This is a genomic window from Massilia sp. Soil_C_3 (assembly GCF_057657035.1).
The window spans coordinates 539,877-563,028 of the sequence record NZ_JBDGJG010000002.1 but is presented as its reverse complement, the minus strand read 5'-3'; the positions used below and the strand labels follow the sequence as shown (position 1 = coordinate 563,028).

Annotated in this window: 19 protein-coding genes and 1 tRNA gene; 10 read left to right on the top strand and 10 right to left on the bottom strand. The window is 65.8% G+C overall.

The window, feature by feature from the left end:
• The first annotated feature begins 94 nt into the window (after positions 1-94).
• Together AC3A6F_RS05405 and AC3A6F_RS05400 are read left to right on the top strand one after the other, a co-directional pair.
• Positions 95-1,096 (top strand): sulfate ABC transporter substrate-binding protein, encoded by a 1,002-nt coding sequence (locus AC3A6F_RS05405; protein ID WP_487678936.1) that lies wholly within the window; start codon positions 95-97, stop codon positions 1,094-1,096.
• Positions 1,097-1,438: 342 nt separating this feature from the next.
• Positions 1,439-2,458, top strand: coding sequence for an SDR family oxidoreductase (locus tag AC3A6F_RS05400; RefSeq protein ID WP_487678935.1), 1,020 nt, complete (start codon positions 1,439-1,441; stop codon positions 2,456-2,458).
• Here AC3A6F_RS05400 and AC3A6F_RS05395 read toward each other — a convergent pair.
• From AC3A6F_RS05395 to AC3A6F_RS05380, 4 genes are all read right to left on the bottom strand, one after another.
• Positions 2,420-2,854: a hypothetical protein gene (locus AC3A6F_RS05395; protein WP_123070559.1), complete on the bottom strand. Its 435-nt coding sequence runs from the start codon at positions 2,852-2,854 to the stop codon at positions 2,420-2,422. The genes AC3A6F_RS05400 and AC3A6F_RS05395 overlap by 39 nt on opposite strands.
• Positions 2,855-2,941: 87 nt before the next feature.
• Complete coding sequence (locus tag AC3A6F_RS05390; protein ID WP_487678934.1) at positions 2,942-3,910, bottom strand: porin; 969 nt, start codon at positions 3,908-3,910, stop codon at positions 2,942-2,944.
• A 212-nt stretch (positions 3,911-4,122) separates the two neighbouring features.
• Positions 4,123-4,854: a helix-turn-helix domain-containing protein gene (locus AC3A6F_RS05385; protein WP_487678933.1), complete on the bottom strand. Its 732-nt coding sequence runs from the start codon at positions 4,852-4,854 to the stop codon at positions 4,123-4,125.
• A 20-nt stretch (positions 4,855-4,874) separates the two neighbouring features.
• Positions 4,875-6,602: a diguanylate cyclase domain-containing protein gene (locus tag AC3A6F_RS05380; protein ID WP_487678932.1), complete on the bottom strand. Its 1,728-nt coding sequence runs from the start codon at positions 6,600-6,602 to the stop codon at positions 4,875-4,877.
• A 297-nt stretch (positions 6,603-6,899) separates the two neighbouring features.
• Here AC3A6F_RS05380 and AC3A6F_RS05375 point away from each other — a divergent pair, with 297 nt between their 5' ends.
• The 6 genes from AC3A6F_RS05375 (at position 6,900) to AC3A6F_RS05350 (ending at position 13,513) form a co-directional block, all read left to right on the top strand.
• Complete coding sequence (locus AC3A6F_RS05375; RefSeq protein ID WP_487678989.1) at positions 6,900-7,790, top strand: LysR family transcriptional regulator; 891 nt, start codon at positions 6,900-6,902, stop codon at positions 7,788-7,790.
• 51 nt (positions 7,791-7,841) lie between these two features.
• Complete coding sequence (locus AC3A6F_RS05370) at positions 7,842-9,275, top strand: carboxylesterase/lipase family protein (RefSeq protein WP_487678931.1); 1,434 nt, start codon at positions 7,842-7,844, stop codon at positions 9,273-9,275.
• A 304-nt stretch (positions 9,276-9,579) separates the two neighbouring features.
• Positions 9,580-10,800 carry a Na+/H+ antiporter NhaA gene (gene nhaA, locus AC3A6F_RS05365; RefSeq protein ID WP_487678930.1) on the top strand — a complete coding sequence of 407 codons (1,221 nt, stop codon included), beginning with the start codon at positions 9,580-9,582 and terminating at the stop codon, positions 10,798-10,800.
• A 12-nt stretch (positions 10,801-10,812) separates the two neighbouring features.
• Positions 10,813-12,141 carry a TrkH family potassium uptake protein gene (locus AC3A6F_RS05360; RefSeq protein ID WP_487678929.1) on the top strand — a complete coding sequence of 443 codons (1,329 nt, stop codon included), beginning with the start codon at positions 10,813-10,815 and terminating at the stop codon, positions 12,139-12,141.
• On the top strand, positions 12,134-12,838 hold the full coding sequence (locus AC3A6F_RS05355; RefSeq protein ID WP_487678928.1) for a potassium channel family protein: 705 nt from the start codon (positions 12,134-12,136) through the stop codon (positions 12,836-12,838). Before AC3A6F_RS05360 ends, AC3A6F_RS05355 begins: the two co-directional genes overlap by 8 nt.
• Before the next feature lie 183 nt (positions 12,839-13,021).
• Positions 13,022-13,513: an META domain-containing protein gene (locus tag AC3A6F_RS05350; RefSeq protein WP_487678927.1), complete on the top strand. Its 492-nt coding sequence runs from the start codon at positions 13,022-13,024 to the stop codon at positions 13,511-13,513.
• Positions 13,514-13,550: 37 nt separating this feature from the next.
• On the opposite strand, the gene tssA is transcribed toward AC3A6F_RS05350, so the two are convergent.
• The 6 genes from tssA to AC3A6F_RS05320 form a co-directional block, all read right to left on the bottom strand.
• Positions 13,551-14,732, bottom strand: coding sequence for a type VI secretion system protein TssA (tssA, locus tag AC3A6F_RS05345; protein WP_487678926.1), 1,182 nt, complete (start codon positions 14,730-14,732; stop codon positions 13,551-13,553).
• A gap of 188 nt (positions 14,733-14,920) precedes the next feature.
• Positions 14,921-15,010: transfer RNA gene (locus AC3A6F_RS05340), tRNA-Ser, on the bottom strand.
• Between the two features lie 159 nt (positions 15,011-15,169).
• The gene (locus AC3A6F_RS05335; protein WP_487678925.1) at positions 15,170-17,233 is read right to left on the bottom strand and encodes a putative bifunctional diguanylate cyclase/phosphodiesterase; all 2,064 of its coding nucleotides are present in this window, start codon (positions 17,231-17,233) and stop codon (positions 15,170-15,172) included.
• Complete coding sequence (locus AC3A6F_RS05330; RefSeq protein ID WP_487678924.1) at positions 17,226-18,401, bottom strand: HDOD domain-containing protein; 1,176 nt, start codon at positions 18,399-18,401, stop codon at positions 17,226-17,228. The genes AC3A6F_RS05335 and AC3A6F_RS05330 overlap by 8 nt, the downstream gene beginning before the upstream one ends.
• 92 nt (positions 18,402-18,493) lie before the next feature.
• Positions 18,494-19,138 (bottom strand): response regulator transcription factor, encoded by a 645-nt coding sequence (locus AC3A6F_RS05325; RefSeq protein WP_487678923.1) that lies wholly within the window; start codon positions 19,136-19,138, stop codon positions 18,494-18,496.
• On the bottom strand, positions 19,128-20,501 hold the full coding sequence (locus AC3A6F_RS05320) for a cache domain-containing protein (protein ID WP_487678922.1): 1,374 nt from the start codon (positions 20,499-20,501) through the stop codon (positions 19,128-19,130). Before AC3A6F_RS05320 ends, AC3A6F_RS05325 begins: the two co-directional genes overlap by 11 nt.
• 202 nt (positions 20,502-20,703) lie before the next feature.
• On the opposite strand from AC3A6F_RS05320, the gene AC3A6F_RS05315 reads away from it, so the two are divergent.
• Positions 20,704-22,770 (top strand): carbon starvation CstA family protein, encoded by a 2,067-nt coding sequence (locus AC3A6F_RS05315; protein ID WP_487678921.1) that lies wholly within the window; start codon positions 20,704-20,706, stop codon positions 22,768-22,770.
• Complete coding sequence (locus AC3A6F_RS05310; protein WP_123070577.1) at positions 22,770-22,964, top strand: YbdD/YjiX family protein; 195 nt, start codon at positions 22,770-22,772, stop codon at positions 22,962-22,964. Before AC3A6F_RS05315 ends, AC3A6F_RS05310 begins: the two co-directional genes overlap by 1 nt.
• The last annotated feature ends 188 nt before the right edge of the window (positions 22,965-23,152 follow it).

The window sequence follows — 23,152 nt, the reverse complement described above, 5'->3', positions numbered from 1 at the left end:
TGGAAAAATTCATATGGATGCTTGAATTTATTCCTTTTCTTTCTATGGGCTGAGACCGTACGCTACGGTTTCCCACCCTCCAGAAAGATAATAAATGCTTCGCAAAACCTTCATCCGTTCGCTGGCGGCACTGACCCTGCTGGTGCAGACCTCGGCATTCGCCGCCGACGTCAACCTGCTCAACGTGTCGTATGACCCGACCCGCGAGCTGTACCACGAGTTCGATGCGGCCTTCGCCAAGCACTGGAAAGCCAAGACGGGCGACAACGTCACCGTGAAGCAATCGCACGGCGGTTCGGGCAAGCAGGCGCGTTCGGTGATCGACGGCCTGCAGGCCGACGTCGTCACCCTGGCGCTGGCCTACGACATCGACGCCATCCGCGACAAGGGCCTGATCAATCCGGGCTGGGAAAAGAAGCTGCAATACCATAGCGCGCCATATACCTCGACGATCGTGTTCCTGGTGCGCAAGGGCAATCCGAAGCAGATCAAGGACTGGAACGACCTGGTCAAGCCGGGCGTCTCGGTGATCACGCCGAATCCAAAGACCTCGGGCGGCGCGCGCTGGAATCACCTCGCGGCCTATGGCTATGCACTGCGCCAGCCGGGCGGCAATCCGCAGAAGGCGGCCGAATTCCTGGGCGCCCTGTACAAGAACGTGCCGGTGCTCGATTCGGGCGCGCGCGGCTCCACCACCACCTTCGTCGAGCGCGGCATCGGCGACGTGCTGCTGGCCTGGGAAAACGAGGCGCTGCTGGCGCTGCGCGAACTCGGCCCCGATAAATTCGAGATCGTCGCCCCGTCGCTGAGCATCCTGGCCGAACCGCCGGTCGCCGTGGTCGACAAGAACGTCGACAAGAAAGGCACCCGCAAGGTGGCCCAGGCCTACCTCGAATACCTGTACAGCGACGAAGGCCAGGACATCATCGCCAAGAACTACTATCGCCCGGCGGTCGACAAGTTCGCCAAGAAGTATGCGTCGCAGTTCCCGCAGATCAAGCTGTTCCAGATCAACGAGCTTGGCGGCTGGACCGCGGCCCAGAAGAACCACTTCGCCGACGGCGGCATCTTCGACCAGATCTACACCAAGAAGTAAGCGCAGCGCGCGGCTACTGATCCGGCCAACGCTATAAGCACGTCGTTCCCGCGGAGGCGGGAACCCAAGACCGATGCATTGCCACTGAAGTCCATCATGGTGGCGGCGCTGAAGACTTGGGTTCCCGCCTCCGAGGGAAGTCGTTACCTCCAGTGGAGGTAACGACGTTTTTGCATTGCGGGCCGTCATTGGTGTCCCGTTTCACCCGCGCGCCAAAAAATCCCTTGAAATAGCAAACTCGGTCACGAAGTGAACAATTCACTAACTCGTGGCCTGCCGCGCATCGCTATCGCGAACGCGGCGGTCCTTCCCCGCATAACCCGAACACGGAAAGGATCACCAATGTCAGTCAAACTCCGCAAGATCAACGAGCAAGTCATGGTCATCACCGGCGCCACCAGCGGCATCGGCCTGTCGACCGCGCGCATGGCCGCCGAGCGCGGCGCCCGCCTGGTGCTGGCGGCGCGCGCCGACGATGCGCTGGACGAACTGGTCCGCGAACTGCGCGCGCGCGGCGCCGACGTCATCGCCGTCACCGCCGACGTCGGCAAGATCGACGACGTCGAGCGTATCGGCGATGCCGCCATTCGCGAATTCGGCCGCATCGACACCTGGGTCAACAATGCCGGCATCTCGATCTTCGGCCGCATCGAAGACGTCTCGCCCGAAGACCACCACCGCCTGTTCCAGACCAATTTCTGGGGCGTCGTGAACGGCTCGCTGGAAGCGGTCAAGCGCATGAAGCTACGCGGCGGCGGCGCCCTGATCAACCTGGGCAGCGAACTGTCCGACCACGGCATCCCGCTGCAGGGCATGTACGCAGCGTCCAAGCACGCGGTGAAAGGCTTCACCGATTCGCTGCGCATGGAACTGGAAAAGGAAGGCGCGCCGATGTCGGTCACGCTGGTCAAACCGTCGGGCATCGACACCATGTTCGCGGTGCACGCCAAGAACTATATGGAAAAAGAACCGAAGCTGCCGTCGCCGGTGTATGCGCCGGAACTGGTGGCCGACGCCATCCTGTACGCGGCCCAGCATCCGAAGCGCGACGTGTTCGTCGGCGGCGCGGCCAAGATGAATTCGTCGGGCGCCCGCTTCCTGCCGCGCGCCTTCGACAAATATGTGACGGCAACCATGTTCAGGAACCAGAAATCGGATGCGCCGGCCGATCCGGGCCGCCGCGACGCGCTGCACAAGCCCGACCACACGCGCGAGCTGCGCGAGCGCCAGGGCATTTACCAGACCCATGAGCGCAGCCCGTACACCGCGGCCCAGCTGCGCTCGAAGCAGATCACCACCGCCCTGCTGGGCGGCGGCGCCCTGCTAGCGGCCTTCGCCCTGAGTCGGCGGACGGCTCGTTAAGAACTCGGTGTCCTCCTCGGTCAGCGGAAGATCGGGGATGGACTCGATGCGGTCGGTATCGATGTCGGCGCCGTCCCGGGACACGGCGTCGCGCCCGGCCGCGGCGCGTTCGCCGGTGCCGCCTACATCGCTGTCGCCCGAGAAATCGGCGTCGCCGACGTCGGGCCCGGCGGTGTCGCCGGCGTGGCTGGCCTCGAGGTCGGACGTCGTGCCTTCGTCGAAGTCGAGCATCTGCTCAGGGTCGAGATTGCCGGCGAAACCGGGGCCGCCGACGACGTCGCTGCCGGTGTCCGAGATATCGCTCGGGCCGAGCGCGTCGATGCCATGGCCCTTGCCCAGGTTGCGGTCAGGGCGTTCCGGGAAGTTGTCCGGGTCAAGTGTGCTGGTGCCAGTCATATTGCCTCCATAAGTGTTGATGAACCATGGAGACAGAGTACTGAATTTCGCTGCCTGGTGTCGCAGCGCAGGGCCGCACGTCGGAACTCAGAACGCGCGCCGCATCCCCACGTTCATCGAGGAGCCGCTGCCCGGCTCGACCATGCGGGTGCCGGCCAGGTGCTGGATGCGCGAGTAGGCGGCATAGAAATCCAGCCGGCGCGATACCGCATAGGTGGCGCCGACGGCGAGCTGGCGCGCGTCGTTGTTGGCCGGATCGCGGTCGTTGCGGCGCACGTACGATGCCAGCAGCGTGGTCTGGCGCGATATCGGCACCGCCACGCCCATCAGCACGTCGCGGCTGTCGGTCGAGCGTGTGGCGGCGACGCTGGCGCCATAGGGATTGTCCGGATTGAACAGCGGCGAATTGCCCCAGCCGCGGTTGGCGCTATAGGCGGTGTAGGCCGTGCCCCAGTCGAAACGCATATTGGCGGCGACGATGGAATTCCTGGCCGCCATCGTGATGTCGATCTCGTTGTAGCGCGTGACCTTGGCCACGTTGCGGTTCTGGTGGGCGGCGCGGATGTTCAGCGGTCCCAGGTTGACGCCGACCGTCATGCCCCAGGCGCGTCCCGAGGGCGAGCCGTCGACGTCGCCCTTGCGCCATTTGGCGCCGGTGCTGATGCCGGCATAGCGGCCTTCGTAGCCAACGCTGTCGTCGGCGTGCACGCCGCGCGGCGCCGACTGGGCCGCCAGGCCGCCCTGGAATGGGTCGCCGACGTCGTTCAGGGTAGTGTAGTCGAGGTTGTACTGGCGTCCGACGGTGACCGTGCCCTGGCGTGCGCGCTCGCGCACGCTCTCGACGTCCGCCGCGCTCTCGAGCGTGAAGATGGACGACGCTGCCGGCACCGCATCGGCGCGTGCGGCCAGCTGCAGTTCTGCCAGGCAGTCTGCTGCGCAGACGGCTTCCTGAATCGCCCCGGCGCCGGCGCCTTGCGAAAGCGCCGGGTTGTTTTGCGCCGAAGCGCACGCCGCGCTCCCTCCGAGCACGGCCAATGCGACGATGGACATTCTCATGGCGTCAATCTCTCCCTGACACCTACTATCCGCCTGTTATGGCAACCTGATCTGTCTAATACCTCACATAACCGACAGTTTCGTATTGCTCATGCGCCAGCGCAGCACCCTATGGCCTGCCTTGATCTGTCGCACGGCTCGTGCATTGATGTCCACCGTACACCGAATGGTGAGCCGGTGCAATCTTTACGAGATTTCCAGAAATATCGGCCTTAACGGCGCAATGCGGCGAAGGCGGCCGGCTCCCATTCGCGCAGCGCCAGCAGCAGGCCGCTGCCGCGCCGCTGCGCCAGGGGCGCGGCCAGGCTTTCCTCGTGCAGCTGGGCGAAGCGGGCGCGCATCAGGCGCAGCTCGTGCTGCAGCTTGGCGCGCGCGCTGTCGGTGAGCATGCCATGCGCGAAGTCGAGGGTCTCGCTGGCGCCATCGAAGCCGCCCGCCACGAACTCGGGCATGCCCTGGCCATTGAAGTAGCGCCGGATCGGGCCGTCGGCCAGCCAGTCGAAGTCGCGCGCCACGTTGACGCGGATGCGGTTGCCGGGCAGGAGCGTGATCAGTTGCAGGCGGTCCAGGCGCAGCAGGTATTGCAGGCACTCGGCCTCGCTCAGCCGGTAGACATTGAGCATGTCGAGCATGCGCCAATGGTTCAGCGCGCACACCGCCACCAGCAGCAGCTTGTCATCCTGCACCAGTTCGCCCTCCTGCTCGGCGCTCAGGGTGCGCAGGCGGCGCTGGCCGTTCTGGGCTTCCTGCGCAATCTCGGCCAGGGTAAAGCCGAGCAGGCTGCAGATTTCCACGATGCGCTCGAGCGTGAACTGCTCGCTGGCGAACAGGCGCTTGATGCTTGGCTCGGACAGGTCGAGCGCGACGGCGACGTCGCGGTAGGTCAAGCCTTGCAGCTTCAGCTGGCGCTTGAGGGTGGCGATGATCTGGCTGATTTGGGTCATGGTGGGAACTCGGGGAACGATCAGGAAACGGTACCGGTCGCCGCTGCATGCCAGACCGGCACCGCGGCCAGCCTGACGGCGTTCTTGCCGCCGCGCTTGGCTGCGTACATGGCGTGGTCGGCGCGTGCCAGCCAGGCGTCCAGGTCGGGCTTGTCGCCGGGCGCGAACAGCGCCACGCCGATGCTGGCGCCCACCGTGACGTCGGTGGTGCGCAAGGTGTAGGGCTCGCGGATGCAGGCAAGCAGCTTGCGCGCGGTGTCTTCCGCGTCGCCCGGGCTGGTCAGCATCTCGAGCACCACCACGAATTCGTCGCCGGCCAGGCGCGCCACCAGGTCGGTCTTGCGCACGGACTCGGCCAGGCGCGCGCCGAACTGGCGCAGCAGCTCGTCGCCCTCCTCGTGGCCGTGGGTGTCGTTGACCGCCTTGAATCCATCCATGTCGATGAACAGCAGCGCCGCCGGCATCGTGCTGCGCGAGGCCCGCGCCATGGCTTCGGGCAAGGCCTCCATCAGCGCGCGCCGATTTGGCAAGCCGGTCAGCACGTCGCGCAACAGCAGCGCATTGAGCTCGGCGGTGCGTTCGGCCACTGCCGTTTCAAGATGCTCGTTCATCTGCTGCAGCGCGCGCCGGTACTGCGCTTCGCTGCTGACCAGGTCGCGCATCGTGCCCGACAACATGTTCGCTTCGTGGAAGCCACTGATCTGCGGGATCGGCGGCAAGTCTTTCCCGCTCGCCGTGGCCTCCGTCACCCGTTCGATCGCCTGGCCCAGCTGGGCCATCGGCTGCGCCAGGCGGCGCGCCAGCAGCGCGGCCACGAGCACCAGCAGCAAGCCCAGTAATGTGCTCCAGGCCAGCATACGGCGTTTCAGCTCGCTTGCTCCCTGCAAGGCTTTTTCTTCATCCTGCCGCACCAGCACCGACCACTGCAGCGTCGCCGGATTTCCGGCGTGACCGGTCTGGCTGAATCCGGTGAGATAGGTGCGCCCGCCCGGCCATGCTTCGCGCAGGGCGCCGGTGTCGCCCAGGTTGGCGCGGCGCAGGCTTGCGGTATCGATTTTCTGTTCGACCAGCTCCTGCGGCCCCAGCATCACGGTGCCGTCGGCGCGCACCACCAGGATCTCGGCGCCATACTCGCGCAGCGCCGGCGTGAGCAGCATCTGCGCCTGGCGGCGCGCCCATTCCCAGCTCAGGTGCAGGCCCAGCACGGCGAACAGCTCGCCCTCCTGGCTGAACACGGGCGTCGACACGTCGACGAAGCGCCAGGGGTCGGGCCTTTGCGGCATCAGTTTTTCCAGCAGCAGCGCCGGATGGTAGTCGGTGGCGCGTACGCCATCGCGGCCGACCTGGAACCAGGGACGCATGCTGACGTCGTTCCCCTCCAGCAGCCCCATGGTCGAGGCGACCACCTTGCCCGAGTTGTCGGCCATGCCGATCCAGGCGTAGTCGGGAAAGGTCTGCTGCAGGCTCTCGAGCGTAACGCGCGCCACTGCGGGATTGCGTGCCTGGCGCACCGACGGCAACGCGGCCAGCAGGCGCGCATCGCCGACAGCCTGCTCCACGACGCGATTGAGCGCATCGCGCATCTGCCACGACAGTTGTTGCAGGCGCAACTCGGCTTCAGCATTCGCCTGGCGGACGGCGAAATGGTTCACCACCGCCAGTTGCAAGGCCACGGTCAATGCCACGGTGATGCACACTGCCAACGTCATCAGGGTGGACAGGCGGAATTTGCAGAGCAGACCTTGCATAAGAGATTTGCGTAAACGTAATAACCCGTCATCATAGCGCTGAAACCAAGGGTGAGTTCATCCTTGGAAACAATGCACCGAGGAAATTTATTAGTCCCCGAGGATTTTGGACAGAACGCAACACTTTAACGCAAGCAGAAGTCGCTGTAGCATTTCTTTTAGCAAAAAATTGTATTCATTTCTCACCATTCTAGAACAAGCATTTTCGGAAAAATCGAATATGGGGAATAAGACATTCGACCATGTCACTATTCGTTTTTGCCGACTGCCACAAGGACGGTATAGATGACCACCCACATGGACCGCTTCCAGGAGATGCAGATTTTTACGCGCATCGTGGAGCGGCGCAGTTTCACACTCGCGGCCGAAGACTTGTCGCTGCCGCGCGCGACCGTGACGAACGCGATCAAGCGCCTGGAAGCGCGGCTCGGCACGCGCCTGCTGGACCGCACCACGCGGGTGGTCGCGCCGACACTCGACGGCCAGGCGTATTACGAGCGCTGCGTGCGCCTGCTGGCCGACCTCGGAGAAATGGAAAGCGTCTTCACCCGTGCAGCGCCGACCGGCTTGCTGCGTGTGAACCTGCAGGCCACGCTGGCGCGCCGGGTCGTGGCGCCGCGCCTGCCGGCCTTCCTGGCGCGCTATCCGGGCATCGAACTGCAGATCGGCGAAGGCGACCGGCTGGTCGACCTGGTGCGCGAGGGTATCGATTGCGTGCTGCGCGTCGGTAATCTGCAGGATTCGTCGATGGTGGCCCAGCAGATCACGCAGATCGCGCAGGTTACTTGCGCCAGCCCGGCCTACCTCGAACGCCACGGCCGGCCAACCTCGCTCGACGGCTTGCAGCCGCACCAGGCCGTCAACTTCATTTCCTCTGCCACCGGTAAGCCGTATCCGCTCGAATTCATGGTCGACGGCGCCCTGCGCCAGCTGACCTTGCCCGGCCCGGTGTCGGTCACCGGCGCCGATATGTACACGGCCGGCGCGCTGGCCGGCCTGGGGCTGGTGCAGGTGCCGCGCTACCGCGTCGAACGCGCGCTGGCCCAGGGCGAACTCGAGGTCTTGCTGCCCGACCTCGCGCCACCAGCCCTTCCCGTGTATGTGCTGTATCCGCAGAGCCGCCAGCTGTCGCCGCGGGTGCGGGTGTTCGTCGATTTCCTGAAGGACGCGTTCGCCGGCTTCGGCTGAGCGCGTCGGTTACCATGAAGATACGATTACATATTCAATAAGGAGACCCCGATGCCGCGTTCCCCCTTCTACCCCCTGCTCGCCGCCGCCCTGGCCATCGCCGCACCACTGTCGCTCGCCGGCCCGGTGGTCTCGATCGACAGCGGCAAGATAGAGGGCAAGGTCGACGCCGGCGTCGCCAGCTGGAAAGGCATCCCCTTTGCCGCCCCGCCGGTGGGCGCCCTGCGCTGGCGCGCGCCACAAGCGGTCCAGCCCTGGACCGGGGTGCGCCAGGCAAGCAGCTATGCGGCGGACTGCATGCAACTGCCCTTCCCCAGCGACGCCGCGCCGCTCGGCACCAAACCCGATGAGGACTGCCTGTACCTCAATATCTGGAAGCCGGCCGCTGCCCAAGGCAAGCTCCCGGTGCTGGTCTGGATCTATGGCGGCGGCTTCGTCAACGGCGGCTCGTCGCCGCCGACGTATTCCGGCGCCGAGCTGGCGAAACAGGGCGTGGTGGTGGTCAGCTTCAATTACCGCATCGGCCGCTTCGGCTTCTTCGCCCATCCGCAACTGACGCAGGAAGCCGGCCAGAAGGTCGGCCAAGAAGCCGCGCCCGGCAACTATGGCTTCATGGACCAGATCGCGGCGCTGGAATGGGTCAAGCGCAACGCCGCGTCCTTTGGCGGCGACCCGGCCAATGTGACCATCAGCGGCGAATCGGCGGGCGGCATGTCGGTCAATTTCCTGCTTACGTCGCCACAGAGCCGGGGCCTGTTTGCCAAGGCCGTCGTGATGTCGGGCGGCGATGGCGGCACGGCGCCGACGCCGCCCGCCGACGCCGAGAAGATCGGCCTGAATTTCGCGACCGGCAAGGGCATCGCCGCCGACGATCCGAAGTCCCTGGAAAAACTGCGCGCGCTGCCGGCCGACAGCGTGGTCGATGGCCTGAACCTGGCCAACTTCAGGATGCAGGGGATGCCGACCTACCACGGGCCGTTCGCCGACGGCAGGCTGGCGATCGATTCAGGCGCCGCCTTCGCCGCCGGCCGCATGCACAAGGTGCCGGTGATGATCGGCGCCACCAGCGCCGACATCGGCGGCAAGACCGGCTATATGGTGGCCGGCGCGCGCAGCCTGGCGGCGACCCTGGCCGACCATGGGGTGCCGGTCTACGCCTACCGCTTCTCGTACGTGGCGGAATCGAACGCCAAGCCGGGCGCCGGCGCCGGCCATGCGACCGACATCCCCTTCTTCTTCGATACGGTGGCGGTCAAGTACGGCGAGCAGGCGACGGGCAAGGACGTCGCCGTCGGCAAGGCGATGAGCACGTATTTGGTGAACTTCGCCAAGCGCGGCGATCCGAACGGCGCGGGCTTGCCGGCATGGCCGCGCTATGCGCGCGGGGGCGACCAGCTGATGGATTTCTCGGCGGACGGCAAGCCGGTGGCGCACAAGGATCCGTGGGGCGCCGAGATCGACGCCGCGGCCGCGACCCGTCGTTGAACCTGCGCAACGCAGACGAGACGTCGCCGGGACGGCCGGTGATCGCCTATAATATTGTCTGGGTGATCATACCGCTGCGGGTATGACAGGATTTGCGCTGGTCGGGCCGCCACGCAGCTCGGCTACGCACGTCAACCATGACACTCACCCTGTATTGTTGCACCATCCCGGCCACCTCCTGGCCGCATCGCGTCCCGCCTTCACCCACCTCCCGCTGGCCCGTTCCCGGCCATGCCGGACCGTGGGCTGCCAATTCATGAAACATACCGGACGGCATCTGCGCCGTCGCGGCTGGAAATCCTTTATGCGCATCGAACGACGAGTTTCTAAAACATTCCAAGAATTCATTGCATCGGGCAAGGCCGGCGGCGCCGTCCTGATCCTGTGCACCCTCGTTTCCCTGGCCATCGCCAATTCGGCCTGGGGCTCTTCCTACCTGGGCTTCTGGCACATCCCGCTCGGCGGCCTCACCGTCGAACTGTGGATCAACGACTTGCTGATGGCGGTGTTCTTCCTGCTCGTCGGCCTCGAACTCAAGCGCGAGATGTACAACGGCGAATTGTCCGACCTGCGCAACGCCATGCTGCCGATCCTGGCGGCGGCCGGCGGCATCGTTGTGCCGGCCGGGATCCACTTCGCCCTCAACGGCGGCACGCCGACCCAGCCCGGCGTCGGCATCCCGATGGCCACCGACATCGCCTTCGCCCTGGGCGTGCTGGCGCTGCTGGGCAACCGAGTGCCGGCCTCGCTCAAGGTGTTCCTGACCGCACTGGCCGTGATGGACGACCTGGGCGCCATCATCGTCATCGCCGTGTTCTATACAGCCCAGCTGTCGGTGGCTTACCTGGCGGGCGCCCTAGCGGTCTTCGTGGCGCTGCGCGTGATGAACAAGTACCTGCGCGTGCTGGCCATGTGGCCCTATCTGCTGGGCGGGGCGCTGATGTGGTTCCTGATGCTCAAGTCGGGCGTGCACGCCACCATCGCCGGCGTGCTGCTGGCCTTCACCATTCCCTATTCGGCGCTGGAAGACGATGCCAATTCTCCGTCGCACCGCCTGGAACACGCGCTGCACAAGCCGGTGGCCTTCCTGATCCTGCCGATCTTCGCGCTGGCCAATACCGGCATCGTGATCGGCGCCGACTGGGCCGGCGAGCTGGCCTCGCTCAACAGCCTCGGCATCCTGGTCGGCCTGGTGCTCGGCAAGCCGGTCGGCATCCTGCTGTTCAGCTTTGCCGCTGTCGCGATCGGCGTGTGCCGCCTGCCGCTCGACCTGGCCTGGCGCCATGTGCTCGGCGCCGGCATGCTGGGCGGCATCGGCTTCACGATGTCGATCTTCATCACGAACCTGGCATTCGTGGGACATGCGGATATCATCAACGCCTCGAAGATGGCGATCCTGGCCGCGTCGGTGATCGCCGGCACGATCGGCTTCACCTGGCTCAAGCTCATGGGCGCGCCACTGGCCTCCGACCATGACCCCGACACCATGGACTTCGACCAAGATCCGCCAACGCCAACGAAATAAACGACACTGCCGATGAACAAGGTCATCCACCCCGCGCGCGCGGTCGCCCTGGGCTTCCTGCTGGCGATCCTCGCGGGCACCGCGCTGCTCATGCTGCCGCTGGCGCGCGCCGACGGCGGCGCCGCGCCGCTGATGGTGGCCTTCTTCACCTCGGTGTCGGCCGTATGCGTGACCGGACTGGTCCTGGTCGATACCGGCACCTACTGGTCCGGCTTCGGCCAGTCGACGATCATGGTACTGTTCCAGCTGGGCGGCCTGGGCATGATGACGGCCGCCACCCTGCTCGGCCTGATGGTCAACCGCTCGCCCAAGCTGCGCACCCGCCTGATGACCCAGACCGAGACGCGTTCGATCGGCATGGGCGACATCTCGAGCGTGGCGCGGGTGGTGCTGGTGGTGTCGGTGCTGTTCCAGCTGGCGATCGCGGCGGTGCTGACGCTCAGGCTGCAGTCCGACTACGGCATGGCCTGGGGCGAGGCCAGCTGGGTGGGGCTGTTCCACGCCGTGTCGGCCTTCAACAACGCCGGGTTCTCGATCCACCCGGACAGCATGATCCGCTATGCGGGCGACGCCGGCATCCTGGTGCCGATCATGCTGGCCGCCATCATCGGCGGCGTGGGATTCCCGGTGCTGCACGACCTGCGCCACCGCTTGCGCGATCCGCGCCACTGGTCGCTGCACACCAAGCTGACCCTGTCCGGTACCCTGATCCTGCTATTGCTGGGCTATGTCGCCATTTTGCTGTTCGAATGGAAGAATCCGCAGACCCTGGGCGCCTTCGGTCTGGTCGACAAGCTGATGAACGGGATGTTCATGTCGGCGGCGGCGCGTACCTCGGGCTTCAACACGGTCGAGGTGGCGGCGCTGACCCGTGAAACCTGGGCCCTGCATTATTTTTTGATGTTCATCGGCGGCGGCAGCGCGGGCACCGCGGGCGGGGTCAAGGTGGGCACCGTGGCGGTGCTGGTGCTGCTGGTGATCGCCGAAGCCAAGGGCCACACCGATACCGAGGCCTTCGGACGCCGGGTCGGCTCGTCCGCCCAGCGCCAGGCGATTACCGTGCTGGTGCTGGGCAGCGTCGTCGTCGCCCTCGGCACGGTGGCCCTGCTGCGCCTATCGCATTTCCCGACCGACCAGGTGATTTTCGAGGTGATCGCGGCCTTCGGCAGCGCCGGCCTGTCGACCGGCATCACCGCCGAGCTCCCCGTGTCCGGCCAGCTGGTGCTGGCCCTGCTCATGTTCGTGGGCCGGGTCGGCACGATCACCTTCGCGACCTCGCTGGTGCTGAGCGAGCGGCGCATGCCTTACCGTTATCCTGAGGAGCATCCAATTGTTGGGTAGAATTTTCACAGAGCAGTTCGCGTTCTCGTCCGGCGACAGCGTGGTCGTCATCGGCCTCGGACGCTTCGGCGGCGCCGTGGCGCAATCGCTGATGCGCCTGGGCCACGACGTGATGGGCATCGACACGCGCGAAGACCTGGTGCAGGTGTGGGGCGACCGCCTGACCCATGCCGTACAGGCCGACTCGACCAACGAAAACGTGATGCTGCAGCTGGGCGTGGCCGATTTCTCGCATGCGATCGTCGGCATTGGCTCGGACCTGGCGGCCAGCCTGATGACCCTGATGGTCTTGACCGAGCTGGGCATCAAGGACATCTGGGTCAAGGCGATGACGCCGGAGCACGGGCAGATCGCCCAGCGCATCGGCGCCCACCACGTGATCTATCCCGAGGCCGACATGGGCGCGCGCGTGGCGCACCTGATCACGGGACGCATGATGGATTTCATCGAGTTCGAAGACGGGTTTGCGATCGCCAAGATCAATGCGCCGCCAGAGACCCACAACCGCACCCTGGCCGAAGCGCATGTGCGCAGCCGCTTCGGCGTGACCGTAGTGGGCGTCAAGCGCGCCAACGAAGACTTCCAGCACGCGCTGGCGGACACCACGATCCGCTCGGCCGACCTGCTGATCGTTTCGGGACCGACCAAGAAGATCGAGATGTTCGCGGCCGGGGGCAAGAAGCGCAAGGCGACATAGACAAGCTGGCGGCGTTCGCAGCTCCGGGAACGCGTTCCGGCACTTGGTCGACGCGGCCCACGCATGCGCTCATCGGATGACGCAACTGTGCACCTGTCGTCGACTCCGGCATGGGATGATGATGACAATGCAAAGCCCAGGAAAACCACCGGACGGACCCGGACACGCATGAGGAAACCAACCATGTCGACACCATCGAGCATCGCCGTCGCGCTCGCGACAGTCCTGTGCGCCGCCTGCAGCACCGGCACGGCGCCATCGACCAACCCCGCCGCACGGGACACCCAGACCATCGCCTTGACCGGCACGACCTGGCGCCTGCACGAAATCCAGTCAATGGACGACGCCACTGGCAACACGCGGCCGCCGCCTGACCGGGTCTATTCCATGCAGCTGATGCCGGACGGCCGCGCCGCGTTCCAGCTCGACTGCAACCGGGGCTCGACGTCGTACACCATCGGGACCAGCGAGCCAGGCCGGGGCGCACTTACGTTCAGCAACGTGGCGATGACGCGGGCGATGTGCCCGCCAGGGTCGCTCGACAGCCGCATCGCCAGGGACATGGGGTATGTTCGCTCCTACACGATGCAGGGCGACATGCTGTCCTTGAGCTTGATGGCTGATGGCGGCATCTATGTGTGGAAACCGGAGACGGCCATACCGGCCACCCGGTGAACGTGCCAGCTTCCTCCCATCGGCGGACGGCCCCGCTCTAGCGGGTCGTCACCTTGCTGGACAACACGGCGCCAACGAGCGCGGTAAAATCACCGCAAGCGGCATCTGTCGCGTCCCACTTGGCGCCTTGCAGGATCGTATTCTGATCGTGCAGCAGTCCGATCTGCATCGCCATCAGGCGCTCGGCATTGCCTGGCGCATGGATACCCGCCACCTTGCAGATAGCGTCAATGCGCCGGCCGAGCAGTTCCGACGCATCCGGCGGCGAGGCTTCGCCGGCCGATGTGTGGCTCGTCCGGGCAGCATCGTCAGGCATTGCTTGCTCGTGCAGGACCGTGCCCGCGACCGCGACGGGCTGCGCCTGCATCGCATCCCGAGGGACAGCGCCGGCTTCGCCAGTGGCCCCAAGTTGCAGCAATACACGCTCGACCGCGCGCAGTGTTTCGCACAGCCTCGACATATCCGGCGCATCCTCGCCCAGGCGCGCTTCGGTCACGCTGGCGATCGACAGCACGGCGGCCACGCAATGGCGAACCTCCTGAAGGCTGCGCTCGGCGTCCGCTCTCCGACGAGCCCTGGCATAGTCGATGACGTCGGCACGCGCCTGCAGCGGCTGGCCGCTTTCGTCCGCTTCCCTGCGCGCCCTCTCTCGCGCTGCCGGCAACGAAGCGTCGCTCGACATACGTTCCCAGTCGGCCAGGCTGAATTGCCCGAGCTGCTGGCCGGATTGGCCCAGCACTGGGACGTGCATCCTGATCGTCGCCGCCAACGAGCTGTTCATCCACTCCAGCGGCGCCACGCGAAATCCGGGGTCGCCATCTTCGTCCACCTGCGGATGCACGGTCTCCCAGAAACGCACGAGCAGGCCCTCTACAAGCAGCAGACCGCGCAAGAGCCCTTCGAAACCATGCCGGTGCGTCCAGGCTTCGGTGAGCCAGGCGGCGATCTGCAGATCCTTGGCGTGACCGCTCAAGGTCGTCTTGCAGAGCATCTCGACTCTGGCCCAATCGGCGCGCCTCCGAGGCTTATCCCACGCGCCCATCGGCAGACTCGGATCGTCTTCCCGGCGTGCCTCGCGTAATGCGTCGAAAATGGGGGCGAAGCGGATCGGCGGTCCGGTGGGCAGGTCTTCCCTGATCGGGTGGAGAAGCGACTCCAGTTCGCTGCGGTGTTCGGCGCTCAGTGGCGAGGCTGGCTGGCTAACGTCGATATCGGTCATGTGGCGAAAAATGATGGATGGTCCCGACACGATTATTGCGCTCGTGACGGGATTGGTCCATGTATTTTCTTGTCGTTTGAAATCGTCGCCAGTTGCGCGGAGGGCGCAGCTTGCTGGCTATTCGGGCAGGAATTGACCGTATGTGACGAAAAAAAGCCCCAACTCGTGGGGCTCTTGTTCAGTATGCTTGGCGGAAGCGGTGAGATTCGAACTCACGAACGGGTTCCCCCGTCGGCAGTTTTCAAGACTGCTGCCTTCAACCACTCGGCCACGCTTCCCTGAGGAACCGGCATTATACATAAATCATCTGGGCTGGTCAGGTTAGGTTGTTCACGCGTCGCGGTGACGCAAACCACCTTGGGTTCCCGCCTTCGCGGGAACGACGTGCGGACGTTAGTGCTTAAAGCGGACGAAGCCGGCCTGCACAGGCGCGCAGCTCACGCAATCAACAACCAGTTATCCCGCAAACACCGCTCGAACTCATACGCCGGCAACGGCGCCGCATACAGATACCCCTGCACCTCATCGCACCCCGCCTCGCGCAGGAACTCCAGCTGATCCAGCGTCTCCACCCCTTCCGCGATCACGCGCAGGCACAGTTGCCGCGCCATGCTGACGATGGTCCCCGCGATCGCGCAATCGCTCGCATCGCGCGGAATCCCGGTCGTGAACGAGCGGTCGATCTTGAGCGTCTGGATCGGGAAGCGCTTCAGATACGACAAACTCGAATACCCCGTCCCGAAATCGTCCAGCGACAGCGACACCCCCAGCGCCGTGATCCGGTCCATGATGGCCGTCACGCGCTCGAAGTCGTGCATCAGCGTGCTCTCGGTGATTTCCAGCTCCAGCCACGACGGATCGAGCTGATAGCGCCGCAAGGTATCGGCCACCCGCGAAGGCAGCGACGGCGTAAACTCCCGCGCCGACACGTTCACCGCCAGCCTGAACGGCGAAATCCCGGATCTCTGCCAGATCGCCGCCTGGGCGCAAGCCTGTTCCAGCACCCACTCGCCAACCTGCACGATCAGGCCCGTGGTTTCGGCCAGCGGAATGAATTCCGATGGCGGCACGATACCGCGCTGCGGATGCACCCAGCGCACCAGGGCCTCGGCGCCGACGATGCGCCCGCTGGCGATCTCGAACTTGGGCTGGTAATACAGGATCAGTTCGCCGTTGCCCAGCGCATGGCGCAGGCCCGATTCGATGCGCATGCGCTCCTGCATGCCCTTGTTCATGTCCTGGCTGTAGAACGCCACGCTGCGGTCCGGATTGGCCTCGGCCCGCTTGGCCCGCTCCATCGCGATGTCGGCCAGTCCGAGCAGGGTCTCGGCATCGTTGCCGTCCTGCGGATACACGCTGATGCCGATGCTGGCGCCCACGCGCAGGTCGTGCCCGGCGATGAAGAACGGCGCATCGAGCGAGGCCTGCAGCTTTTGCGCCACCGTGGTGGCCTCGAAGTGCTGGCGGATGTCCGACAGCCCCACGGCGAATTCGTCGCCTGAGAGGCGCGCAACCACGTCTTCATCGCGCAGGGCGTCCTTGAAGCGCTGCGCGACCTGGCGCAGCAGCTCGTCGCCGATGCGGCGCCCGAGCGTGTCGTTGATGCGCTTGAAGCGGTTCAGGTCCACGAACAGCACGCTGCCCGCCGTCTCGTTGCGCTGCGAAACCGCCAGCGCCTGGTCGACCAGGCGCGCGAACAGCGTGCGGTTCGGCAGGCCGGTCAGCTCGTCGTAATAGGCCAGGTGGTGCAGCTGTTCCTCGGCCTGCTTGCGTTCGGTGATGTCGGTGAGATAGGCGATCAGCCCCGTCGGCCGCTCGGCCAGGTCGCGCAGCGGAGACAGCGACAGGCTGGCCCAGAACACCTCGCCCGATTTTTTCCGGCGCCGCACTTCCATCATGCGCCCGCCCTGCTCCGCGAACAGGTCGGGCTGGGTGTCCTTGCCATCGGCGCCGTCGCCTTCGTCGGCATACAAGAACAGGATGTTGCGCCCGACCGCTTCCAGCGCCGTGTAGCCGAACAGCTGCTCGGCGCCGCGGTTCCAGCTGGTGATGTAGCCCATCTGGTCCATCGTCAGCACCGACTCATGGATCTGGTCGAGGATCTGCGACTGGTGCGCCAGTTGCGCCTCCATCTGCGCATAGGCGTGGGTGGAGCGCTGCGCCAGCGCGTGCATCTGCATCAGGCTGGCCGTCAGGTGGGCCAGCGCCTCCAGTTTGCGCCCGGTCTCGGGACAATACCCCTCTCCGCCGCTGACCTCATACCAGCCGAACTGCTCGATGCCGGCCGCCACCGCATGACGCAGGATGCGCGCGCCCGGCGGATTGGGGTCGATCAGGCCGGCGCCCGGCACGAAGCGGCCCTCCGGACTGCCCGTGAGCAGGGCCGCCAGGCGCCCCAGCCCCAGGGTCAGGGCTTCGCCGCGCAGGCGGAGGATGGCGTCGCAGACGGCGGTCGTGCCGCCGACGAAGTCGAACGAAGCCAGTTCGCGCAGGTCAGACATTCCGGCCCACCTGGATCGCCCAGTGCCAGGCGTGCAGCTGGCTGCCCCACCAGGCCGCCGGGCTCACACCCGCCTCCTCGAGCAGCGCCTCGTCCGGATGCGTCTCGGTCAGCCGCAGCCAAGCGCCCAACTGGCCGCGCCGGTCGATCAGCGCGCCGGCGACGTCGTCGGGCAGGTACAGGTCGGCCGCGATCGCCGCCATCGACATGTGCAGCAGGCGGTCGAGCAGCGAGAACACGCCGGTCATGAAAGCCAGGTCTTGCGCGTCGCGGTCGCCGCCCGCCTCCCGGCTCAAGGCTTCCAGCTGCGCGGCGCGGCGCGCCGCCAGCGGCAGCAGCAGGTTCGGCAGCCCGTCCGGCTGCTGCCGCGCGTACAGCAGCAGTTGCAGCCAGCGCTGCAGCTGGCGCCGGCCGAGCACCGTGATCGCGTGGGAGAAGCTCGTGATCTGGGTGCTCACCGCGAAGGCGGCCGAGTTCACGAGCTTGAGCAGGTGGTAGGCCAGCGCCGGATCCTGCTTGATCTGGTCTTCCAGCTCGCGCGATTCGGCGTCGCGCGCCAACAGGCCCAGCAGGGTCAGGATGCGGCGGCGCGAGCTACCATCGTCGTCCGTCGATGGCGCCGCGTCGGGGTCGCAGGGATAGTCGCCGCTGAACCAGTCGAAGCCCGCGTTCTCGCACTCTGAAAAGCGGCGCGCGCCGTCGACGCCGTGCGCCAGGTGCGGTCCGAACAGCGCGACCAGGCGGCCCGGCGGCAGCGCAGTGTCGCGATGGGCTCGGCAGTCGCGCGCCGCCGAGCGCAGGGCCGGCGGCGCCTTCGCGCCCTCGGGGACCTCGCCGTCGAGCCAGATGCGGTAACCGATCGCATGCAGCTCGGCCAGCTGGCGCGTGGCGCCATTCGACGCGAGAGCCGCGGCCTCGATCACCAGACCGACGCGGTTGGCCGGCAGCAGCGCCAGCACCGGCACCGTCAGGGCCTCGGGGCCATCCAGGTGCAGCAGGCAGTCGAGCGGCGCGATCGCCGTGAGCAGGTCGGCGCCGGCGAACACCGCCTGCAGCCGTTGCGCCAGGTCGGCGCCTGGCGCCAGCCGCAGGCTCAGCGCCACCCATTCGTTCTGCGCATTGGCGACCGGGTCGATTGCTACCAGCGGAAAATGTCCCTGCTCGGCCATGTGATGTTTCTCAATAATATTCAGTCAATCTTATTGCACCGAATACTTTAAAGCAACAGCAATGTTTCCTAGTGGATATTGGGAGTTCACTCTCAGTTACTGCCGGCGCGCTGGACCGCGAAACGGATCAGTTCCGCCTGCCCTTCGATGCCGAGTTTGCGCTTGATATTCAGGCGGTGGGTCTCTACCGTGCGCACCGACAGATCGAGGTCGCGCGCGATCTGCTTGTTCGACTGGCCGGCCGCGATATGCTTGAGCACTTCGTGCTCGCGCGCCGTCAGCTGGTCGCTCGGCGTGGCCGGATTGGCCAGCTGGCGCGCCAGCGCGGCGCTGTAGTAGATGCCGCCGCCCATCACGGTTTCGATGGCCAGCACGATGTCCTTGCCCGGCGCATCCTTGAGCACATAGCCGCGCGCGCCGGCCGCCATGGCCTGGCTCACGTACTCGGGCTTGTCGTGCATCGACAACATCAGCACCGCGATGCCGGGATAGCGCGCGGTGAGCTGGTGCGTCGCCTCGATGCCGCTCCCGCCGCGCATGTTCACGTCCATCAGCACCAGGTCGGGATGGAATTCACCCGCCCGCGCCAGGGCTTCCTCGCCCGAGCCGGCTTCGGCCACCACGGTCAGGTGCGGCGCCGACTCGAGCCGCGCGCGCAGGCCGTCGCGCACCAGCGGGTGGTCGTCAACCAACAGGATTTTTACCTCATTTACTTTATCGCTTACTTCACCACTCACTGCCTTGCTCCTTCAAATCGATGCTGGCCACCACCCGGGTGCCCGTGGAGGACGACGCGATCGAGAACCGCCCGCCGATCGCCTCCATGCGCTCCATCATATTCCTTAGCCCGATGCCGCGCTTGGGATGCACGGCCACGCCATCCATGTCGAAGCCCACGCCGTCGTCGGCGATGCACAGGCTCACCATGTCGCCCACGCGTTCGAGCACCATCTCGATATGCCGCGCCTGGGCGTGGCGCTCGACGTTGGTTAGCGCCTCTTGCGCGATGCGAAACAGCACCGTGCCCACGATCTCGGGCAGCGCGTCCACCGCGCCGGCCGCGCGGAAGCGCACCGGCGCGCCCGCGTGCTCGCCGAATTCGCTCGCCAGGTGGTCCAGCGCCGGCGCCAGGCCCATATCGTCCAGCAGGGTCGGGCGCAGGTCGTGCGAGATGCGGCGCACCTCGCCCAGCAGCGTTTTCACCTGCTCGACGGTGCGCTCCAGCCCCGCGCGGCCCTGCTCGCGCCGCGCTTCATCGCCGTCGATGCGGATGATGCCGGCCTCCAGCTGCAGCTTGACCGAGACCAGTGCCTGGCTGATCCCGTCGTGCAGGTCGCGCGACAGGCGCGCCCGTTCTTCTTCCTGCGATTCCACCACGCGCTGGGCCAGCGCCTTCAGTTTGGCGTCGGCCACGCGTCCCTCGCTGATGTTCAGGGCCAGGCCGCCGCCGGCCACGCCCACCGCCGCCACCGTGGCCAGCACCGCCATCCACAGCAACGTCTCTTCGATATTGCGCGACTGCTGGGCGTCGACCAGCGCCAGCGCCGATTCGACGTCGTCGAGGTAGATGCCGGTGCCCATCACCCAGTTCCAGTGTGCGATCGGCACAACGTAGCCCAGCTTGGGCGCCGGCCGGTTGCTCGAAGGCTTGGCCCAGGTATAGCGCAAAAAGCCCCCGCCCCCACTGGCCAGCGCGATCAGGCGCTGGATCGTCGGCGCGCCGGTCGAGTCGCGCCATTGCCACATATCGGTGCCGACCAGCTCCGGCTGGCGCGGGTGCATCAGGTTCTTGCCCCGGGTGTCGTAGACGAAGAAGTAGCCATCCTCGCCGTAGCTCAGGCTCGACAGGATGCGGATCGCTTCCCGCTGGGTGGCCGGGTCGCTGTCGCCGGTGCGCGTGAGGTGCGCGATCGAGCGCGCCGCCAGCTCGACGTAGTGGCGCAGCTCGGCCTCCTTGCTCGCCAGGTAGGCGCGCTGGATGGTGGCGCGCTGCTCGGCCGCCAGGGTCACCCCCTGCTGGCGCACGTAGAGCGCGATCGCGCACAGCGCCACCACCAGTGGCACGACGGCCAGCACGATCACTTTTTGCCTCAGCCGCATATGCTTTTTCCGCATGGTTCGATTCGAAGGCCTGCATTCTACGTCCGATGGCAGGGGTCGATCTACGTAGCATTACGTAGAGACTGCGTAATCATGCGCTTGCGGTACTGACAATAGTGCAAGATACTCAACAGCATGCTGTAAATAATGGCGTCGGCACGTACTGACGCAAAAGCATCAATCCACTTCGGAGGAGTCACCCATGAAACGTCTCTCGAGCATGCTCGGATGGATCGCCTTGTCCATCCTGGGCGCGTTCTCGCTCGGCTACATCGCGCTCAAGCGCGGTGAAACCATCAACGCCATCTGGATCGTCGCAGCCGCCGGTTGCGTCTACCTGATCGCCTACCGCTTCTACTCGCTGTTCATCGCCACCAAGGTGATGGGGCTCGACCCCACGCGCCAGACCCCGGCCTACAAGTTCAACGATGGCCTCGACTACGTCCCGACCAACAAGAACGTCCTGTTCGGCCACCACTTCGCCGCGATCGCCGGCGCCGGCCCGCTGGTCGGCCCCGTGCTGGCGGCGCAAATGGGCTACCTGCCCGGCATGATGTGGATCCTGGCCGGCGTCGTGTTCGCCGGCGCGGTGCAGGATTTCATGGTGCTGTTCATGTCGACCCGCCGCGACGGCCGCTCGCTCGGTGACCTGATCAAATCCGAGATGGGCGAGATCCCCGGCCTGATCGCGCTGCTCGGCACCTTCATGATCATGGTGATCATTCTCGCCGTGCTGGCGCTGATCGTCGTGAAGGCGCTCACCGGTTCGCCGTGGGGCACCTTCACCGTGATGGCGACGATCCCGATCGCGCTGTTCATGGGGATTTATTCGCGCTACGTGCGGGTCGGCCGCATCGGCGAGATATCGCTGATCGGTTTTGTCCTGCTCATGCTCGCCATCATCGGCGGCCAGTGGGTGCACGATTCGCCGACCTGGGGCCCGATGTTCACCTTCACCGGCACCGAACTGACCTGGATGCTGATCGGCTACGGCTTCGTGGCGGCGGTGATTCCCGTGTGGCTGCTGCTGGCGCCGCGCGATTATCTGTCCACCTTCCTCAAGATCGGCACCATCCTGGGTCTCGCGATCGGCATCATCGTGGTCGCCCCTGACCTCAAAATGCCGGCCATGACCAAGTTCATCGACGGCAGCGGCCCGGTATGGTCCGGCAATATCTTCCCCTTCCTGTTCATCACGATCGCCTGCGGCGCGGTGTCGGGCTTCCACGCGCTGATCTCGTCCGGCACCACGCCCAAGATGCTCGAGAATGAAACCCAGGCGCGCTTCATCGGCTACGGCGGCATGCTGATGGAAAGCTTCGTGGCGATCATGGCGCTGATCGCCGCGTCGACCATCGACCCCGGCATCTACTTCGCCATGAACAGCCCGGCCGCGCTGCTCGGCACCACCGCGCAATCGGCGGCGCAGGCGGTCTCGCAGATGGGCTTCGTGATCACGCCGGAAGCGCTGGAGCAGATGGCGCGCAACGTCGGCGAGCACACCATCATCTCGCGCGCCGGCGGCGCACCGACGCTGGCGGTCGGCATGGCCGAGATCCTGTCGAACCTGGTGGGCGGCCCGGCCATGATGGCCTTCTGGTACCACTTCGCGATCCTGTTCGAGGCCCTGTTCATCCTGACCGCGGTCGATGCCGGCACCCGCGCCGGCCGCTTCATGCTGCAAGACCTGCTGGGCGCCTTCGCCCCGTCGCTGAAAAAGACCGACTCGCTCCCGGCCAACCTGCTGGCCACCGGCCTGTGCGTCGCCGCCTGGGGCTACTTCCTGTACCAGGGCGTGGTCGATCCGCTGGGTGGCATCAATACCCTGTGGCCGCTGTTCGGCATCGCCAACCAGATGCTGGCCGGTATCGCGCTGATGCTGGGCACCTGCGTGCTGTTCAAGATGAAACGCGCCAAATATGCGTGGGTGACCATCATGCCGACCCTGTGGCTGCTGGCCTGCACGCTCACAGCCGGCTGGCAGAAGATCTTCCACAGCGATCCACGCATCGGCTTCGTGGCGCACGCCAACAAGTATCAGGCGGCGCACGATGCGGGCGAGATCCTGGCGCCGGCCAAGTCGATCCTCGACATGGAGCGCATCATCTTCAACGACTACGTCAACGCCAGCCTGGCCGGCTTCTTCATCTTCGTGGTGCTGGCGGTGCTGTTCTACGGCGTGCGCACGGTGATCGATGCGCGCCGCGCGAACGCGCCGACCGCCAAGGAGTCGCCGTACGTCGCCATGCCGGCCGCGCAGGTGCAGTGATGTTCGGCACCCTGAAACAGGCCGGCAACTACCTCGGGCAAAGCCTGCGGCTGATGGTCGGCCTGCCCGAGTACGACACCTACCTGGCGCATATGGAGCGTACCCATCCGGATAAACCGGCGATGACGTACGAGGAATTCTTCCGCGAGCGCCAGGAGGCGCGCTATGGGGGAAGCCGGGCGTCGTGCTGCTGACAGGCCGCATGAATTGAGCCGACAAGGGGCGCCGCGTGCGCCCCTTTTTTGCGCCCGTCGATGCTAATTGCGACATAGAATTGTTCCCTTTGCCACATTTGCGGATTCGCAAAGCTGTCACCTCCCCTAGTGCGTATATTTTTTTCCTGCGGGTTCTTGCCCGCTAGGAGGATCTGCACCGTTGCCGG

What these genes read in the sequence shown, in the direction of transcription:
- AC3A6F_RS05350 (WP_487678927.1), top strand. Translation starts at nt 13,022, where the DNA reads ATGTCGACACCATCGAGCATCGCCGTCGCGCTCGCGACAGTCCTGTGC.
- AC3A6F_RS05380 (WP_487678932.1), bottom strand. Translation starts at nt 6,602, where the DNA reads ATGCAAGGTCTGCTCTGCAAATTCCGCCTGTCCACCCTGATGACGTTG.
- AC3A6F_RS05310 (WP_123070577.1), top strand. Translation starts at nt 22,770, where the DNA reads ATGTTCGGCACCCTGAAACAGGCCGGCAACTACCTCGGGCAAAGCCTG.
- AC3A6F_RS05390 (WP_487678934.1), bottom strand. Translation starts at nt 3,910, where the DNA reads ATGAGAATGTCCATCGTCGCATTGGCCGTGCTCGGAGGGAGCGCGGCG.
- AC3A6F_RS05335 (WP_487678925.1), bottom strand. Translation starts at nt 17,233, where the DNA reads ATGTCTGACCTGCGCGAACTGGCTTCGTTCGACTTCGTCGGCGGCACG.
- AC3A6F_RS05385 (WP_487678933.1), bottom strand. Translation starts at nt 4,854, where the DNA reads ATGACCCAAATCAGCCAGATCATCGCCACCCTCAAGCGCCAGCTGAAG.
- AC3A6F_RS05395 (WP_123070559.1), bottom strand. Translation starts at nt 2,854, where the DNA reads ATGACTGGCACCAGCACACTTGACCCGGACAACTTCCCGGAACGCCCT.
- AC3A6F_RS05330 (WP_487678924.1), bottom strand. Translation starts at nt 18,401, where the DNA reads ATGGCCGAGCAGGGACATTTTCCGCTGGTAGCAATCGACCCGGTCGCC.
- AC3A6F_RS05405 (WP_487678936.1), top strand. Translation starts at nt 95, where the DNA reads ATGCTTCGCAAAACCTTCATCCGTTCGCTGGCGGCACTGACCCTGCTG.
- AC3A6F_RS05400 (WP_487678935.1), top strand. Translation starts at nt 1,439, where the DNA reads ATGTCAGTCAAACTCCGCAAGATCAACGAGCAAGTCATGGTCATCACC.
- nhaA (WP_487678930.1), top strand. Translation starts at nt 9,580, where the DNA reads ATGCGCATCGAACGACGAGTTTCTAAAACATTCCAAGAATTCATTGCA.
- AC3A6F_RS05370 (WP_487678931.1), top strand. Translation starts at nt 7,842, where the DNA reads ATGCCGCGTTCCCCCTTCTACCCCCTGCTCGCCGCCGCCCTGGCCATC.
- AC3A6F_RS05315 (WP_487678921.1), top strand. Translation starts at nt 20,704, where the DNA reads ATGAAACGTCTCTCGAGCATGCTCGGATGGATCGCCTTGTCCATCCTG.
- AC3A6F_RS05360 (WP_487678929.1), top strand. Translation starts at nt 10,813, where the DNA reads ATGAACAAGGTCATCCACCCCGCGCGCGCGGTCGCCCTGGGCTTCCTG.
- AC3A6F_RS05375 (WP_487678989.1), top strand. Translation starts at nt 6,900, where the DNA reads ATGGACCGCTTCCAGGAGATGCAGATTTTTACGCGCATCGTGGAGCGG.
- tssA (WP_487678926.1), bottom strand. Translation starts at nt 14,732, where the DNA reads ATGACCGATATCGACGTTAGCCAGCCAGCCTCGCCACTGAGCGCCGAA.
- AC3A6F_RS05320 (WP_487678922.1), bottom strand. Translation starts at nt 20,501, where the DNA reads ATGCGGCTGAGGCAAAAAGTGATCGTGCTGGCCGTCGTGCCACTGGTG.